The organism is Baia soyae, assembly GCF_004341445.1.
In the GTDB taxonomy this organism is placed as follows: Bacteria; Bacillota; Bacilli; order Thermoactinomycetales; family Thermoactinomycetaceae; genus Baia; species Baia soyae.
Genome location: NZ_SLXV01000057.1, coordinates 1 through 16,589, shown reverse-complemented (window position 1 = coordinate 16,589; position 16,589 = coordinate 1). Strand labels below are relative to the sequence as shown.

The 16,589-nt window shown below is 42.0% G+C and carries 20 protein-coding genes; 16 read left to right on the top strand and 4 right to left on the bottom strand.

The features are described 5' to 3' along the window. Positions 1-116: alpha-helical endospore appendage domain-containing protein (locus tag EDD57_RS15330; RefSeq protein WP_481170254.1), on the bottom strand; the 116-nt coding region annotated here is incomplete at its 3' end. Between the two features lie 282 nt (positions 117-398). On the opposite strand from EDD57_RS15330, the gene cymR reads away from it, so the two are divergent. The 8 genes from cymR to EDD57_RS13375 all read left to right on the top strand — a co-directional run bounded on the left by cymR (position 399) and on the right by EDD57_RS13375 (position 7,014). Continuing rightward, positions 399-818 (top strand): cysteine metabolism transcriptional regulator CymR, encoded by a 420-nt coding sequence (cymR, locus tag EDD57_RS13410; RefSeq protein WP_072333710.1) that lies wholly within the window; start codon positions 399-401, stop codon positions 816-818. Positions 819-833: 15 nt separating this feature from the next. Then, complete coding sequence (locus EDD57_RS13405; protein WP_131849921.1) at positions 834-1,976, top strand: cysteine desulfurase family protein; 1,143 nt, start codon at positions 834-836, stop codon at positions 1,974-1,976. 32 nt (positions 1,977-2,008) lie between these two features. Next, positions 2,009-2,503, top strand: coding sequence for a hypothetical protein (locus EDD57_RS13400; RefSeq protein ID WP_131849920.1), 495 nt, complete (start codon positions 2,009-2,011; stop codon positions 2,501-2,503). Positions 2,504-2,505: 2 nt separating this feature from the next. Further along, on the top strand, positions 2,506-4,761 hold the full coding sequence (gene recD2 / locus EDD57_RS13395) for an SF1B family DNA helicase RecD2 (protein WP_131849922.1): 2,256 nt from the start codon (positions 2,506-2,508) through the stop codon (positions 4,759-4,761). A gap of 89 nt (positions 4,762-4,850) precedes the next feature. After that, on the top strand, positions 4,851-5,336 hold the full coding sequence (locus EDD57_RS13390) for a PRC-barrel domain-containing protein (RefSeq protein ID WP_131849919.1): 486 nt from the start codon (positions 4,851-4,853) through the stop codon (positions 5,334-5,336). Positions 5,337-5,363: 27 nt separating this feature from the next. Beyond that, complete coding sequence (locus tag EDD57_RS13385; protein WP_131849918.1) at positions 5,364-5,573, top strand: hypothetical protein; 210 nt, start codon at positions 5,364-5,366, stop codon at positions 5,571-5,573. A 30-nt stretch (positions 5,574-5,603) separates the two neighbouring features. Continuing rightward, entirely contained in the window at positions 5,604-5,834 is a 231-nt protein-coding gene (locus tag EDD57_RS13380; protein WP_131849917.1) for a hypothetical protein, read from the top strand. Positions 5,835-5,937: 103 nt separating this feature from the next. Continuing rightward, the gene (locus EDD57_RS13375) at positions 5,938-7,014 is read left to right on the top strand and encodes an AI-2E family transporter (RefSeq protein ID WP_131849916.1); all 1,077 of its coding nucleotides are present in this window, start codon (positions 5,938-5,940) and stop codon (positions 7,012-7,014) included. Between the two features lie 257 nt (positions 7,015-7,271). Here EDD57_RS13375 and EDD57_RS13370 read toward each other — a convergent pair whose 3' ends face one another. Beyond that, on the bottom strand, positions 7,272-7,763 hold the full coding sequence (locus tag EDD57_RS13370) for a CarD family transcriptional regulator (protein ID WP_131849915.1): 492 nt from the start codon (positions 7,761-7,763) through the stop codon (positions 7,272-7,274). A 286-nt stretch (positions 7,764-8,049) separates the two neighbouring features. Between EDD57_RS13370 and EDD57_RS13365 the strand changes: the two genes are divergently transcribed. Next, positions 8,050-8,274: a cold-shock protein gene (locus EDD57_RS13365; RefSeq protein WP_131849914.1), complete on the top strand. Its 225-nt coding sequence runs from the start codon at positions 8,050-8,052 to the stop codon at positions 8,272-8,274. Between the two features lie 406 nt (positions 8,275-8,680). Here EDD57_RS13365 and EDD57_RS14535 read toward each other — a convergent pair whose 3' ends face one another. Further along, entirely contained in the window at positions 8,681-8,830 is a 150-nt protein-coding gene (locus EDD57_RS14535) for a hypothetical protein (RefSeq protein ID WP_165873831.1), read from the bottom strand. Positions 8,831-8,902: 72 nt separating this feature from the next. Then, the gene (locus tag EDD57_RS13360; RefSeq protein WP_131849913.1) at positions 8,903-9,097 is read right to left on the bottom strand and encodes a hypothetical protein; all 195 of its coding nucleotides are present in this window, start codon (positions 9,095-9,097) and stop codon (positions 8,903-8,905) included. A 508-nt stretch (positions 9,098-9,605) separates the two neighbouring features. Between EDD57_RS13360 and alaS the strand changes: the two genes are divergently transcribed. The 7 genes from alaS to mltG (EDD57_RS13325) all read left to right on the top strand — a co-directional run bounded on the left by alaS (position 9,606) and on the right by mltG (EDD57_RS13325) (position 16,106). Continuing rightward, positions 9,606-12,230, top strand: coding sequence for an alanine--tRNA ligase (gene alaS / locus EDD57_RS13355; protein ID WP_131849912.1), 2,625 nt, complete (start codon positions 9,606-9,608; stop codon positions 12,228-12,230). Positions 12,231-12,301: 71 nt separating this feature from the next. Continuing rightward, complete coding sequence (locus EDD57_RS13350; RefSeq protein ID WP_207896839.1) at positions 12,302-12,553, top strand: IreB family regulatory phosphoprotein; 252 nt, start codon at positions 12,302-12,304, stop codon at positions 12,551-12,553. A 13-nt stretch (positions 12,554-12,566) separates the two neighbouring features. Then, a complete protein-coding gene (ruvX, locus tag EDD57_RS13345) occupies positions 12,567-13,007 on the top strand; it encodes a Holliday junction resolvase RuvX (RefSeq protein WP_072336282.1) in 441 nt (146 codons plus the stop codon). Positions 13,008-13,012: 5 nt separating this feature from the next. Next, positions 13,013-13,321: a DUF1292 domain-containing protein gene (locus tag EDD57_RS13340; protein ID WP_131849910.1), complete on the top strand. Its 309-nt coding sequence runs from the start codon at positions 13,013-13,015 to the stop codon at positions 13,319-13,321. A 5-nt stretch (positions 13,322-13,326) separates the two neighbouring features. Beyond that, positions 13,327-13,584, top strand: a complete 258-nt coding sequence (locus EDD57_RS13335; RefSeq protein WP_131849909.1) for a DUF1292 domain-containing protein — start codon at positions 13,327-13,329, stop codon at positions 13,582-13,584. Between the two features lie 130 nt (positions 13,585-13,714). Then, positions 13,715-14,764 (top strand): endolytic transglycosylase MltG, encoded by a 1,050-nt coding sequence (gene mltG / locus EDD57_RS13330; RefSeq protein WP_131849908.1) that lies wholly within the window; start codon positions 13,715-13,717, stop codon positions 14,762-14,764. Between the two features lie 301 nt (positions 14,765-15,065). Further along, positions 15,066-16,106, top strand: a complete 1,041-nt coding sequence (mltG, locus tag EDD57_RS13325) for an endolytic transglycosylase MltG (RefSeq protein WP_131849907.1) — start codon at positions 15,066-15,068, stop codon at positions 16,104-16,106. Positions 16,107-16,589: the final 483 nt, after the last annotated feature.

Sequence of the window (16,589 nt, the reverse complement as noted above, 5' to 3'; positions counted from 1 at the left end):
ATAATATGGCTAAGACCTAGCTCTTCTAATGCAATGGATGACAGCAATAGATTGATTGCATCTTCTCTGGTAATCGAAATATTAGGTGAAATATTAGGGATATTCGCTTGAGACATTCTTATCTCCCTTCTACCTTACAAGGTGGTCACTTGATCGATAACTCTAGATGTTACATAATAAAAAAATTCAGTATATTATATGAATCATCTTATTTTTGTGTGTGCGGAATAAGCCTGAATCATCTTATTTGAACTGTAAAATATATTACTAGAAACGATGTGTGTAATAATTCGTGTACAAATGGAGAAAGATTGGGGAATATGATAAACTAACCATGGCTTCCTGTATGTCTTTCTAAGTTGGATAAGGATTACAGGGTCAAGAAAGAGGTGTTTGATTTGAAAATTTCTACCAAGGGCCGATATGGCCTGACCATTATGATGGACTTAGCAACACATTACGGGCAAGGTCCTATTCCTTTAAAGAGAATTGCAGAGAGACATGATTTATCTGAACATTATCTAGAGCAACTTGTAGCTCCACTCCGAAATGCAGGATTAGTAAGAAGTATTCGTGGAGCCTACGGGGGATATAAATTATCGAAAACACCAGAAGAAATTACAGCTGGAGAGGTGATTCGGGTACTAGAGGGTCCTATTAGCCCTGTAGAGTTTACGGATGAAGACCACCCTGCTCGTCGGGATTTATGGAAACGAATTCGCGATGCCATTGCAAGTGAATTAGATTCTACTACGCTTGCCCATCTCATCCAGTTTTCGGCTGAGGGAAATAATGAAAACTTCATGTTTTATATTTAAAGACAGGTGGACGGTATGTCAATTTATTTAGATCATGCAGCAACAACTCCTATTGATCCAAGAGTAAAAGAAGCGATGGATCCGTACCTGGAATTTGCTTTCGGCAATCCTTCCAGTATTCATGCATATGGGCGCGATGTACGAGCCGCGATCGATGTGGCAAGAGAGACGATGGCTCATTCGATTCATGCTGATCCGAGCGAAATTGTGTTTACGAGTGGTGGAACAGAAGCAGATAATATGGCCTTGCGAGGTGTTATGGTAGAGGCGAGGTCGTCTGGCAAAAAGCATCTCATTACGAGTCAGATTGAACACCATGCCATATTAGATACATGCGAATATCTAGAGAAGTTAGGATTTGAAGTAACCTATGTACCCGTAGATGATTCAGGGCGCGTACATCTACAAGACATACAAAATGCAATTCGCCCTGATACTGCCCTTATCTCCATTATGGTTGGAAATAATGAAATCGGTACGTTGCAACCCATTCGTGAAATCGGTGGGCTTGCTCGTGAGCGGGGAATTCTCTTCCATGTTGATGCAGTGCAGGCGCTAGGATTAGAGGAAATCAATGTACGCGATCTGCCGATCGATCTCATGTCGATCTCTGCTCATAAAATTTACGGTCCAAAGGGGATTGGCGCTCTTTATGTTCACAAAAAAGTGAAAATGATGCCCCAGATGTTTGGTGGATATCAAGAACGCAAAAGACGGGCTGGTACGGAAAATGTGCCAGGTATTATAGGCTTTGCCAAGGCAGTAGAGTTACGGATGCAGGAAAGAGAGAGATATCGCGAACATCTAGAGAAATTGCGGACCGAGTTGTTTCGCGCATTAAAAGAGAAACAGATTGATTTTGTACAAAATGGGCACGCTGATCAATCGTTGCTTCATATTGTAAACCTGAGCTTTCCGGGCATTGATTCGGAGACTCTGTTGATGAATTTAGATATAGCAGGAATTGCCGTATCCAGTGGCTCTGCGTGTACTTCTGGAACCATTCGCAAGTCTCATGTGATCCAGGCACTACATGTCGGCGAGGAACGGGTGGACTCAGCGATCCGCTTTAGTTTTGGCCAATCAAATACGACAGAAGAGATCTCCTACGTTGTAGATATACTAACGAATACCATTCAAAGACTTTCCAAGACATAGACGATAACAAAGGAAAAGGGAGAGATTGGCTGTTGACGGCGAGATTTGAAAATGGGATGGCACAATGGGAACATGATGTGGATAACATCCATTGGAAGTCAATTCTTCACGAAATCGATGAGGCTCTAGCAGACAATCTAGCGGCGGAAATCGGATTTTCATCATTTGAACGTTTGGAACAGGCCTCCGAATTGGTTGCTGGCGAATACTATATTTGTCATCTTTCAGATGGGCGATGGGCTTGGTGGAATGTTGAAACGTATGTAGCAGAAGACCCGCTTTTCTTTCAATCGAAGACAGAGCTGATCCAATATATTGAGCAATTTTTACGACTTGATTCCAATCAATTAAAAAGATTAGATGAGGGACTGGGTCAAGCGGTCCAAATGAAATGTTGTCTCTATTGTGAGTATGAGTATGATCCTCAGGATGCTGATCATTGGGATATCGAGCAAGAGCAGCCAGCCTATTGTTCCACTGCGTGCGCGACATCATCCGTTTTAGAGGAGATGAAAGATGGATTGTGAATATGACTGAGCAACAGCTTCCTTCAATGGACTCCTATGTTCGCGGCACATTTGTTCGCGAACTTTTTTATAACGAAGAAAATAGCTATGGTGTATTTCTGATGGATGTGATAGAAGCATCTCGTGAGCTTAACACCAAAACAGTCACTGTTGTCGGGAACTTTTTGCGTCCGCATGAGGAAGAGGTGTACATCTGTTACGGTGAATGGCGGACTCATGCTCGATTTGGAGAACAATTTTTTATCGAGCGCTTGGAAAAGGAGTTTCCTCGTTCCAAGGAAGCCGTTGTGAAGTACTTATCCAGTGACCTCTTCCATGGAATCGGAAAAAAGACAGCGATCCGGATTGTGAAGTGTTTAGGTGAGGATGCCTTGGAACGGATTTTTACCAATCCAAGCGAGTTAGATCAAGTGGAAGGATTAAATGAGACGCAAAAGAACACGATTATCAAAGGATTAGGCGAAAATCGCATCTTGGAGCAAGCATTGGTTTTTCTGTATGAATCAGGGTTTGGCGCGATTATGGCTCTGAAAATCGTGCAATTGTATAAGCATGAAACTCTCGAGATGATTAAAGAGAATCCGTATCGCTTGATTGATGATATCGAAGGAATTGGTTTTCGTCGTGCGGATGAGTTAGCGCGGAAACAAGGGATTGCAGAAGATGCACCTGAACGGCTTCGAGCAGCTATTTTGTATCTATTACAGGAAGCTTCCTATTCACACGGACATGTATATCTTTCAAAGGAAGAAGTTTGGGAACAAGTGAAAGAATTGTTAGGAAGTAAGGCAGAAGAATGGTTTCCGCTTGATATTCGAAATGAGTGCTATGCAGACTTATTAGGCGATAAGCGTGTGTTACTAGAGGAAGAACGGGTTTATCTGCCTACTTTATTTTATGCGGAGTATGGATTGGCTCTCAAGATGAAGCAATTGCTTGAGCAAGTGCAGGAGAAGGAATTTGCCGTTCAAGATATCTATCAGGCGCTGGGGGAAGTAGAGGAAACGTTTGATATTCATTATGCAGATGGCCAAAGAGAGGCGATTATGCAAGCACTACGCTCTTCTATCATGATTCTGACGGGTGGTCCAGGTACAGGGAAGACGACCGTCATCAGGGGGATTTGTCATCTGTTTGGCAAGCTTCATGAATGCTCCCTAGACCCTGAGACGTATAAAGGGACCGATAAGCCTTATCCGATTCGATTAGTTGCTCCAACAGGTAGGGCGGCTAAGCGGATGAGTGAAGCGACCGGGCTTCCGGCGATGACGATTCATCGATTATTGGGATGGAAAGGTGAGTTCTTTGAACACCATGCGGAGAACCCGATCGAAGGCTCTTTGCTGATTGTGGATGAGACATCTATGTTGGATATATGGCTGGCGAACCAACTATTTCGCTCTTTGCCACCTGGGATGCAAGTCATTTTAGTAGGAGATCGTGATCAACTTCCTTCTGTGGGTCCAGGCAAAGTTTTACATCATCTTCTGGAAGTAGAACGGATCTCGCGGGTCGAACTGGATGAGATCTTTCGGCAAGCAAGCGATTCATCGATTATTCAATTGGCTCACCAAGTGCGAAAAGGAGATACTCCTGAAGATTTAATGGAAAAGAAGCCCGATCGACGCTTCTTTCCTTGCAACAGAGATCAAGCGGTCCAAGTCGTATTACAAACGTACGAAAATGCGATTCAAAAAGGCTACACTTTATTTGATGTGCAAATTTTATGCCCTATCTATAAGGGGCCAGCGGGTGTGGATCGGATGAATCAAGAGATTCAGCAATTGATTAATCCGAAGAGCTCGTTAAAAAAAGAAGTCTCATGGGGAGATACGTTATTTCGCATGGGGGATAAAGTATTACAGACTTCGAATCACCCTGAATTCCCTGTTTATAACGGAGATATGGGCATCGTAACAGGAGTAGAAGAGGAAGCGAGTAGCGATGAGCCTATCCTCTATGTTTCGTACGAAAAGCTAGAAGTTCCTTATAAACGGAGTCAGCTAGGGCAACTTACACTCGGATATGCTTGTTCCATTCATAAGTCGCAGGGATCCGAGTTTGCCATTGTGATCCTGCCCATTCTCCATACATATCGTAGAATGCTAGCTAGGAACCTGATTTATACCGGGATTACTCGAGCTAAGTCCTATTTAATTCTTTGCGGGGAAAAGGCGGCATTCTCTTACGGGATCACAGAAGAACAAAGCGATGATCGCAATAGCCGCCTCAGTGAAATCATTAGTGAAGATTGGTAAATTGGAAATCACTTCCTTCCCTTTCGTTGATGGTATTTCTACAGAGTGAAAAACCATACTAAGAACAGCGGAAGGAGGGGCTATTCCTTTTGCGGAAATCACAAGAGGTTCTTGGCGCAACAGTCATTCATCAAGAAACAAATAAAGTACTTGGGGTCGTAACGGACTTATTATTTAACAGTGAGCAGGTGCTAGCCGGCTTATTGTTAGAACGAGGAGGCTGGTTACGCTTCCGGCGTTATATTCCAATCGAGTGTATAGTGGAGCTTGGTTTCGAAACGGTACGGGTACATTGTGAAGAAAAGTTCTCGAAACGAGCACCGATCTTAGGATGGACGGGAGTCGTAACAGGAGTGAATCCGCTTCGTGGACGGCCAATCGAAACGGCAGCCGGATTGCAACTTGGAGAAGTGATGAATGTCTATTTTCTGGAAAATGTGGGGACGATAGTAGGGTATGAACTTTCTGACGGATGGTGGAATGATTTACTGCACGGACGAAAAAAGGTAATCCCAGATCAGCCGTATATCTGGAAGCAGATGACGGTGCTGGCAACCTGTGCAGATTCGACCTGAAGTAGATGATAAGGATGGAAAAGCCCTATGTTACTTCGATGTCCTAATTGCAATTCTCATGATCTAGGTCGAGTGGGAACAAACCAACTTTATTGTTGGCAATGTTATATTGAGTTGGTACTCGAAAACGATCAAATTGTACACGTTTATCAAGTGGAAGAAGACGGTTCTCTTACGTCCTTAGACGATTTGTTCCTTGATGATGATTCATTGCCAGAACAGCAAAATTTCGCCTAACTCTAAACTATAGCCAGAGGAGGGAGAATCGTGAATCGTCGCGTAACTTCTATGATAGTAGGTGGCGTAATTGCTTACGCTGTTTATTACTTATTTCGGACCGGTCGTGTGCCTCGTGCGTTGAATTTTACGATGAATGTTGATTTTGGATCTCTGCGATCTCGGCTCATGCGTATGATGAGGCGAAACCTATTTATGGGAATGACATTTTCCAAGGTCATGATCAAGCAGTTGATCAGGCAACTCCGTACGGCAAGGTAAAAACTAGCCTCCTCGATCAAGGGGGCTAGTTTTTCTTGTTATAAATTGGTCAAATTGACGTATCTTAAGTAGTGAGAGACAAGCATAATGAAGGAGGTGGACGATGAACCGTTGGTTGGAGTCAAAAGGGTTGTATCGCACGGTATTTACGTTACTGATCCTAGCGATACTTTATTTCTTATTTCAAATACGCTCTATTTTAGGGGTGGTTGCTGATTTCTTAGGCACTATTTTCATCCCCTTTTTCTTAGCGATGATTGTCTCATACTTGCTTAATCCAATCGTAAATGTATTAGCTGTTCGTAAGGTTCCTCGCTCCATTGCCGTTTTGCTTATCTATTGTGTGTTTATTACGTGTGTTGTGATCTTGATCATGAATATGGTTCCGCTGATTGAACATCAACTAAAAGAGCTGATTGAACATTTTCCGCAATGGAATGCTCAGATTCAGCAAATGATTAAGGAATACAGTGATCAGGGACGTGAGTGGTTACCGCTTTCCATTCAAACAGGGGTGGAAGATTCATTACGCCATTTGGAAGCGGGCCTAGGTGATGTGGTTACAGGGTTTATGAATGGGATCGGGACGACGATTAATCAAGTGTTTCTCGCGTTTGTGATTCCGTTTATCGCCTTTTATATGATGAAAGATGTGCATCAGATCGAGAATCGGGTGCTGAGATGGCTCCCTCGAAATCGTCGCTCTGAGATTGTGCGCTTGTTTCAAAATATTGATCAGGCTTTGGGGAATTATATTCGGGGACAGTTCCTGGTTTGTATGGTTATCGGGATTTTGGCTTATATCGGCTATCTCATCATTGGGATTCCGTATGCTTTGTTGTTAGCTAGTTTTGTTTCGTTGTTTAATATTATCCCTTATCTAGGACCCTTTTTAGGTGCGATCCCGGCTCTTTTGGTGGCGTTGGCTTCTTCTCCGCAGATGATATTAGGTGTGGTTGTGGTTAATATGGTCATTCAAATGCTGGAAGGTAATGTCATTTCTCCGCAGATCGTGGGTAGGTCGCTTCATCTTCATCCGATTATGATTATTTTTGCTTTGATCGTGGGGGATGAGTTGGGGGGATTAGTAGGGCTGATTCTGGCGGTGCCGGTGTTTGCTGTGGGGAAAGTGGTGATTGAGCATGTGTTGGAGCATTATATTCAGCGGAAGACGGAGTAGGTGGAGAAGGAGACGGGGTTTTCAGGGGTGCGTATTGTTTGGATAAAGAATAGAAAGGAAAGGGAAACCCATCATCTTATGGTGCATAAAGGCTCTTTAGAGCTGTAACCGTGGATGATGGGGTTTATTTTTACTTTTTGCATGCAAAAAGTAATTGAGTTGAGTTAATAAATTCACATTTTATTTCTCATTACCATAGTCGTCGCCCATTTTTTGAGCTTATATCATGGGGATCAAGCTGTATGACAGAACATTTCTTAGTGTTCATTGATCGTGCGTTGAAGAAGATCTCTTGCTTGTTCTTCATTTATGTTATTGACTAAAGCAAGTTCACTCATCAGAGTGTGTATGGCTTTTTGGAGCATATCCTTTTCAGCCATTCCTAATTTTTTAATCTCATTTAATCGGGTCAAATCACGAATGACTTCCGTTTCTTGGTAAATGTCTCCACTTCCCATTTTATCTGTATTAATACGACATCTTTCACGCCACGAAATGGATTGGTCTGTTTCATGACTAAAAAGAGTCAGTAACACATGCTTCATCGTCGCTGTATCTACAATTAGACGAACCTTTTTCTCGCTTTTCATCTTGAAGGGAATCATCAGGCACATTCCATTGAGTGATTTAACCGTCTCTTCTAGAATGTAATACAGTTGGCTACCCCCTAAAAATTCTCGTTCCTCGATTGCTTCTACACTGAAGACACCATGCAATGGATACACACATCGATCACCGACTTGAAACATATCCTCACCTCTATGTATTCAGGATAACATATTCTTTTAAAATTGTAAAATATATTATTTTAACATAGTTTATACAATGTGTCTACAAAAAAATCACAAAAAGCCTATTTTCCAAAATAAGGACATACAAAATCACATCCATGTGGTATACTCTAAATAATTGAACATGTTGAATATGTAATTTCAGATATTGGAAAGGATTATAGTCTTCGAGTACAGTCCTTTCCAATATCTGAATTTTTTTGGAGATATGATCAATACACTATCAGTTGGAGGTATCACATCTATGGTTGAAGGAAACGTAAAATGGTTTAATGCAGAAAAAGGATTTGGATTTATCCAGGTTGAGGGAAGAGAGGACGTATTTGTCCACTTCTCCGCAATCAATTCAGATGGATTCAAATCTCTGGATGAAGGGGACCGAGTGAGCTTAGAAATTACACAAGGAAATCGCGGAGATCAAGCCGCTAACGTGCAAAAACTACAAACGGGTCACCTCAATTACAGATAACTCACGAAGCCGTTGACATACTTATGTCAACGGCCTTTTTCTTCATCAAGGAAAAACAATGGCTACAGGAGGAGTCTTGAGGGTAGAATATGGGAGGAGAATGAGTTTGACACTATTTCAAGATTAGAACTGAATTCTCATGTATTACAGTTAGTTGAACAAGTGATTGTAGAGGCGAAATGTATTTAAGCGCTCGTCATTACGCCCACACTTACAAGCAAAACTAAACGGCCTCAGTCCGATGGAATTTAGGACTAAGGCCGCCTAAGCAAGAGGAATGGATCTTTGGTTGATAATGATGCCATTTAAACCGGATTAGCTGATTGCATGATTCATCCTTTTCTACTACGATTTTCTCATTAGCAATCGTAAGTTTTTTTGCAACACAACCTTCGCAATTCTCTCTCTAGAAATTCCAATTCTGTGATATCGCCACACAAACGTAGCCCAACGAGTTCTTTTCTTCCCCTGTTAGCTCTATCCCTTCGATCGCTTGGGATGCTAGGTCCTCGGCTAGTAGCTTTTCAACTTGCTCATCTGTTCTCTTGCCTGTCACGATATCCTCCTCCTTTTTGACTCCAACTACGATTCACATATAATTCATCCCTTCTATGGCTAGTCATGCCTACTATTTTTCTGGAAAAACCACTTCATGATTCTCGACTTTCATAACTGTACAGCCCTGTGAATCCTTAAGGATGATTTCTGGATAAGTTTCTTTATTCAACATTACATATTGCACTGCTTCCACTGCTCCTGCAATCTTTATGTGTGGCAGATGATTAAGACCATTCGAACAATGAACCTTGAATATTTGGGCCATTATATTTACGCCCTTTCTTTAGATGATTAATTTCTCTTCTCATTCTATCATGGGATCATATGAAAATATTTTCCAGATAATACCCCAACTACTTTTCGACAAAAGGTGTCCTCATGAAGTTGCTCAAACAAAATGCTTACCTTGCCCCGATCCGTCTTACAAGAGATTTTCCTACGAAGCCCTTTTATTTCATTTTTCATTTGTGTATAATACTCATAAATTGTCTAACAGCATCACATGAACATGTTGACAGAACCAAGCTTGTGTCTAAGCCGTCAGAGAAGAGAGCCATTTGCTGAGAGGCTTTCCCGGACCCGGCCACAAGGTAGCCAGTTCTTGAATGCAGCTAATCCCTGCCGGCCATGTGCCGTTATCTACATACGAGGGGCCACTTTATGTTTCATGAGGGAGTGGCAACTAGGGTGGTACCGCGGGAGTAGTCTTCTCGTCCCTAAGATGGGATGGAAAGGCTTTTTTTGTGTTCACATAAGAAGGAGGAGTCATACATATGAAAGCAACAGAGATTCGCCGTAAATTCCTTGATTTTTTCGTGGAGAAGGGTCACCAAATCGAACCGAGTGCATCACTTGTACCCGTAGATGATCCAAGTCTACTATGGATTAACTCAGGAGTAGCGACGTTAAAGCAGTACTTCGATGGTCGACGTACACCTGAAAATCCTCGCATTACCAATTCCCAAAAGTCCATTCGTACCAATGATATTGAAAATGTAGGGTACACCCCACGTCACCATACATTCTTCGAAATGCTAGGGAATTTTTCGATCGGTGACTATTTTAAAGAAGAAGCAATTAAGTGGGCATGGGAGTTTTTGACGAGCCCGAAGTGGATGGGTTTCGATCCAGAAAAGCTTTCTGTGACGATTCATCCAGATGATGAAGAGGCGCTTCAAATCTGGCATACGGAGGTTGGCATCCCATTAGAGCGCATCGTGAAGTTGAAAGAAAACTTCTGGGATATCGGAGAAGGCCCATCGGGACCAAATACGGAAATCTTCTATGATCGCGGAGCACATCTTGCCGATCCAAATGATCCAGAGAACTATCCAGGCGGAGAAAATGATCGCTATCTAGAAGTATGGAACCTCGTATTTTCCCAGTTCAACCATAATCCAGATGGAACCTATACTCCGCTACCAAAGAAGAACATTGATACCGGTATGGGCTTGGAGCGTATGGCATCGATTGTACAAGGTGTCCCAACTAACTACGATACTGATTTGTTTATCCCGATCATTGAAGCAACCTGCGCAAAAGTAGGAGTACAGTATAGAAAAGATCCGCAAACGGATATTGCACTAAAGGTCATTGCCGATCATGTTCGTACGATCGTATTTGCTGTATCGGACGGTGTTCTTCCTTCCAATGAGGGCCGAGGCTACATTCTTCGCCGTTTGTTGCGCCGTGCGGTTCGTTACGGGCGTAAATTAGGCATGGAACGTCCTTTCCTATATGAGTTAACAGAAACGGTTGCCTCGATTATGTCAGACTTCTACCCAGAACCATTATCGAAGCAAGAGTTCATTGAAAAAGTGATTCGGAATGAAGAAGAACGTTTCTTAGAGACATTATCGGATGGACTTGCGATTTTAGAAGAACTGGTTGGGAAGGCAAAAGCGGAAAATCGGGATCAAATCAATGGGCCGGACGCATTTAAGTTGTATGATACCTATGGATTTCCAGTCGATCTAACGGAAGACTTTGCTCGTGAACATGGACTCGGAGTAGATCGTGATGGCTTTGAGCATGAGATGGAAACACAAAGGGAACGGGCTCGTGCCGCACGACAAGATGTAGGCAGTATGCAGGTTCAAGGTGGAGCCCTCGCAGATTTAGAAGTAGAAACGACCTTTGTGGGATATACTTCTTTTGAAACCCCAACACAAGTTCAAGCGATCATTTTCGAAGATGAGCTAGTTGATTTGTTAGGTGCAGGTAGTCAGGCACTGGTGATTCTAAAAGAAACACCTTTTTATGCAGAGAGTGGTGGACAAGCGTCTGATCAGGGAGTAATCTTTACAAACGATGCCAAGTTGCGAGTAGAAGGCGTCCAAAAAGGCCCTCGTGGTGAGCATGTCCATCAGGTTGTAGTGGAAAAGGGGATCATTCGTACAGGGGAGCAAGTAGCAGCCCACATTTCTCAAGAGCTACGTAATGAAACCGTGAAAAACCATACGGCTACTCACTTACTCCATAAAGCCCTAAAGCAAGTGCTAGGTGAGCATGTAAACCAAGCTGGATCACTTGTTACTCCAGACCGTTTGCGTTTTGACTTCAGTCACATTGGATCGATGACCGCTGACGAAATCCAAGAAGTGGAACGCCTTGTAAACGAGCAGGTATGGAATAATCTTGCAGTCGACATCTCCATTAAAGGCATCAATGAAGCCAAAGAGATGGGTGCAATGGCATTATTCGGTGAGAAGTATGGTTCTGAGGTTCGTGTGGTTCAAGTAGGCGATTACAGCTTAGAATTGTGCGGAGGGACACACGTAAAGCAAACGGGTGAGATTGGCCTCTTTAAGATCTTGAGTGAGAGCGGCATCGGTTCGGGTACGCGCCGGATTGAAGCGGCTACAGGACGCCGGGCTTATCAGTATCTGGAGCAACAAGCAAGCTTGCTTCGCCAAGTAGCAGAAGCGGTGAAAGCGAAGCCAGAGCAAGTGATGGATCGCGTAGAGCAACTACAGGAAAGCATCCGTGAAGTGGCTCGGGAAAATGAATCCTTACGTGCTAAACTAAGCCAAGCAGCCGCATCCGATTTACAGAACCAGCTTACGGAAGTTGCAAGCGTTCCAGTCCTATCCGCTCAGGTGGATGCAAAAGATATGGATAGCCTTCGGAAGATGGTAGATGACCTTCGTCAAAAGGTAACAGAAGGAATTATCGTCTTAGGTTCTGTGAGTGGGGATAAGGTGAATTTTGTAGCTTCTGTTTCGCCAAAATATGTTCAAGAAGGCTTCCATGCGGGTAAACTAGTGAAGGAAGTGGCTACTATTTGTGGCGGTGGCGGTGGCGGTCGCCCAGATCTAGCACAAGCAGGCGGTAAAAATCCGGCAAATGTGCAAAAAGCCATTTCATTTGTTCACGAATGGGTAGCAAATCAGCATTAAAAAGAGGACATTTTTTGTTTGAGAAGAAAGGTATAAAAGTTGGTCATCTGGGAGAGGAGAGGAACGAATCTATGGATGAAACCCAAAAGTTTCAGTTTCGTGGAGACGATACCGAAGTTTCCGCACGCGATGTACTGTTATTCGTTTATGATGCCTTAAAAGATAAAGGCTATAATCCGACTCATCAGATCGTGGGTTATCTTATCTCAGGAGACCCCGCCTATATTCCACGCTATAATAATGCACGTACCATCATTCGAAAAGTAGAGCGAGATGAGCTGATTGAGGAATTGGTCATCGCTTATCTTGAGCCGAACAGCTAGAAAGGAATACGGCATGAATTTGTTTGGGAGTAATGGTCAGCCCCGCGTTCTCTGTCTCGATTTAGGAGAACGCCGGATTGGAGTGGCTGTAAGTGATTTACTTGGTTGGACTGCTCAAGGAGTAGAAGTGATTGATCGCAAACATTCGATTCCTTGGCTTGAGCGGTTAGATCAGCTTATCAAAGAGTATGAAGTAACGGAAATTGTCGTAGGACTACCGCGGAACATGAATGGATCCATCGGTCCACGAGGAGAAGCCGTTCAAGTCATTGCTGAGGAAGTTGCAAATCATACCTCGTTACCTGTAAGATTGTGGGATGAACGTCTTTCCACTTCAGCAGTAGAAAAAACGCTTATATCCGCAGATGTGAGCAGGAAAAAGCGAAAGAAAGTCGTAGATCAACTAGCGGCGTCTTGGATCCTTCAAGGATACTTAGATGCACACAGGAGGTAACACACATGTCAGAAGAACAACCGATTGTATTAGGGGAAAATGAAGATTTTATTCCCATCATTACCGAAGATGGCGAAGAGCTATTATGCGAGAAGATTCTGGAGCATGAAAATCCAGAAACAGGCCGCAAATATGTATTTCTCGTTCCTGTGAGCGAATCAGACGATGATGAAGTACAAGACGTCTTTCCATTTCGTTATTTAGAATCAGAAGAAGGCTTTGAATTGCAAGCTCTAGAGACAGATGAAGAATGGGACGAAGTAGAAGAAGTTTTTAATGCACTTATGGATGCTCTTCCAGAGGACGAAGACTAAGCCTTATGTTTCAATCATTTCACGGGGAAAAATATGGATATCCTTTTCAACGTTCTGAGATGGAAGTCGAGCACTATCGACGACTTCATCAATTTGAACATGAAGATCAGACCTACTACATCTTACATCGGCAACACGACCCTACGGATGATGTGTACCTCTTTCGATTGGATCAAGATCAATTGACTGAGATTCATGATTTGACTGAGTGGGAAAATGTTGCAAATTATATAGATGATCAATATTTCCAGAAGCTACTCTAAAAGAAATGGGTAAAAGGCTCTTCCTGAATCGCAAGTTCAGGAGGGGCCTTTTTGAAATCCTCGTTTTTTTATGGTGATAATGTGTTAATATAGAAAAATACCGAACAGGCCCTATCGAGAGGAGAATTTGATGAGGTGGGTTAAAGGAGTTATTTTTACTGTTTTATTAATCATTGGATTTGCAGCAGTAGGCTATTTCTATATTGATTATACATTGCAAAGTCCAAAGCGTGATACAGAGACTGTAATCGAGGTTCCTGAAGATACGTCGTTGAAGCAAATTGGTCAAATATTGAAACAAAAAAACTTAATTCGAGATGATCGCTTCTTTCGGTACTATACCTTTTTCCGAAGCAAAACGAATCTCATTGCCGGGACGTATATCATTCAACCATCAGATAACATAGATAAGATTATTAGTAAGATTTCATCTGGAAAGCAAGATCTTGTTACGATCGATGTTCCAAATGGATTTGATGTGGAAAAAATTGCACTTCGCTTAAGTAGTAAGCTAAATATTAAAAAAGAGGATTTCTTTAAAGAGGTGAATCGGAAAGAACCGAGGACCAACATCGAAAAGGAGATCCCGACTAAGCCAGGGCGTGTTTACAAACTAGAAGGTTATCTAATGCCAGCGAAGTATCAGTTTAAAAAGGGCGCAACCGCACAGGAAGTTGTCGATCAAATGTTAAACAAATTTGAGAAGGAAATAGGAAAGCTTGATTACAAAAACAAGTTGCAAGAGAAAAATTTATCCTTAGACGACTGGGTAACAAAAGCATCTCTCGTGGTGAAAGAAGCTGCGGTGGATAAAGAATATCCGATGGTTGCGGGTGTCATCGAAAATCGGCTTATTGATACGAAACATCAGTGGAGACTACAGATTGATGCAGCAGTCATATATGCATGGTCACTACAAGGAGAGAAAAAGGAAAAGCTATTGAAGAAAGACCTAACGATCGATAGTCCGTATAACCTCTACGAAAACAAAGGACTCCCTATAGGACCAATCGCTAGCCCAGGAGAGAAAGCACTAATGGCTGTCCTAAACCCGGAGAAGTCTAAGTACTTCTTCTACGTTGCTAAAAATGATGGCTCAAACGAACACTATTTCGGTGAAACCGATGCAGAGCATAGAAGAAACATCGAAAAATCCAAAGAAAATGCCACAAAACAATAGTAATAACCAGCAATTGTATAAATGAACTGAATCTCCTGCTGTTAGATACAGAATGAAATCTAACAGTAGGAGCTTTTTATTTATTAGTCCTTTGAAGCAAGGGCGTTTTGTGGCAATGTTGTCTAAAACACCACCATTTTTGTCATACTGTTTATATACAAAACTACACTTGTACAAATATTGATTCAAATTCATAACAAACATGTCAAACTATCCAAGCAATCTCTAATACGTAGACCAATTAAATTATGCTAATATTAGATGATATTAATTCGAAGCAAGGTCGGAAAGGAAGTACCTAATGAAATGGCTACCGAACACTGTTTACACACTACTATTGATCATCGGATTTATTCTAGTCGGGTATTTCTACGTTGACTACACCCTTCAATCTCCCACCCGAACACAGGAGATCGTAGTTGAGATCCCACCCCAAAGCTCGGTAAAGACTGTGGGAAGTATTCTAGAGAAGCAAAAAATCATTCGTGATGATCGCTTTTTTCGGTACTATGCAAAGTGGAAAGGGAAAACGAATATCATGGCTGGATCGTATGCAATTGGAAAAGACGAAAGCATAGATGGGATTCTGACAATCCTCACTTCTGGAAAAGAAAATACAACCAAAGTGACGATTATCGAGGGTTCTACAGCGATTGACATCGCAGAGACTTTGAATAAACAGATAGGAACGAATAAGGAGGAATTTTTAAAGGAAGTAAACCGTACCAATGGGAAATTTGCTTTTGAAAAACAGATCCCTGTGAAGCCTGAGATTAAGTATAAATTAGAAGGTTACTTATTTCCGAGCACCTATCAATTTCACAAGGAAGATTCCCCTCAAAAGATTGTAGACACGATGCTTAGCAGATTTGAAAAGGAAATGAAAGAACTAAATGTAAACACGGCTACCACGTCTGAACCAAATGGAAAGCCCTTACATGAATTGGTTACGTTTGCCTCAGTCCTAGAGCGAGAAGGTCAGAAGAAAGATGAACTGACGAAGATTGCTGGAGTGCTCGAAAATCGAATGGAGAAGCGTATGAAGCTTCAAGTAGATGCGAGTGTTGTCTATGCGATTCAAATAGACACAGGTAAGAAATTAACACAGGTGATGAAAGCAGATTACAAATACTCATCTCCCTATAATACATATCAAATTCAAGGATTTCCCCCAGCTCCGATTGGAAGTCCAGGAGCAAATGCGTATCGAGCGGCCCTTTCTCCTGAAAAACATGACTATCTTTATTATGTATTGAAAGAAGATGGGACGGGGTACCATGATTTTACCGTTACCTATCAAGACCACTTAAAAGCAGACCAAAAGGCTAAAGCTCGCCGATAAATGAAAAAACAACTATGGATAGCTACCCTAGTTGTTTTTTTGTTGTGTCATAATTTTGATTATAAATATGATATGATGACCATATTACAAATGAATTGATAAAAATTTTTAATAAATAAGAGTGAGTGAATAAATGTCTATTAAAATGAGATTTCTTCTATCCTATGTAGGTGTGATTTTTTTTTCGATCGCTGTATTATTGGTCGCCGGATTTTTAATCATCTTTGCTATAACAGGTGATGCTAAATCGATTGAATCTCTTTATAAAAAAACATATGTACAAAAACCATTGACCACAGATGAACTGCACCCCAATTGTTGGACACGAAATTAAAACCCAACAGTTGGAGGTGCTTTTTCTATGGCTAAATATTCATTAGAAACAAAGTTGAAAGCTGTAGAAGCCTATCTCGACGGCGTCGAGTCGTATCAAACCGTTGCTCAACGGTATCAAGTAGGAGAAATGGATGTAGTGAAATGGGT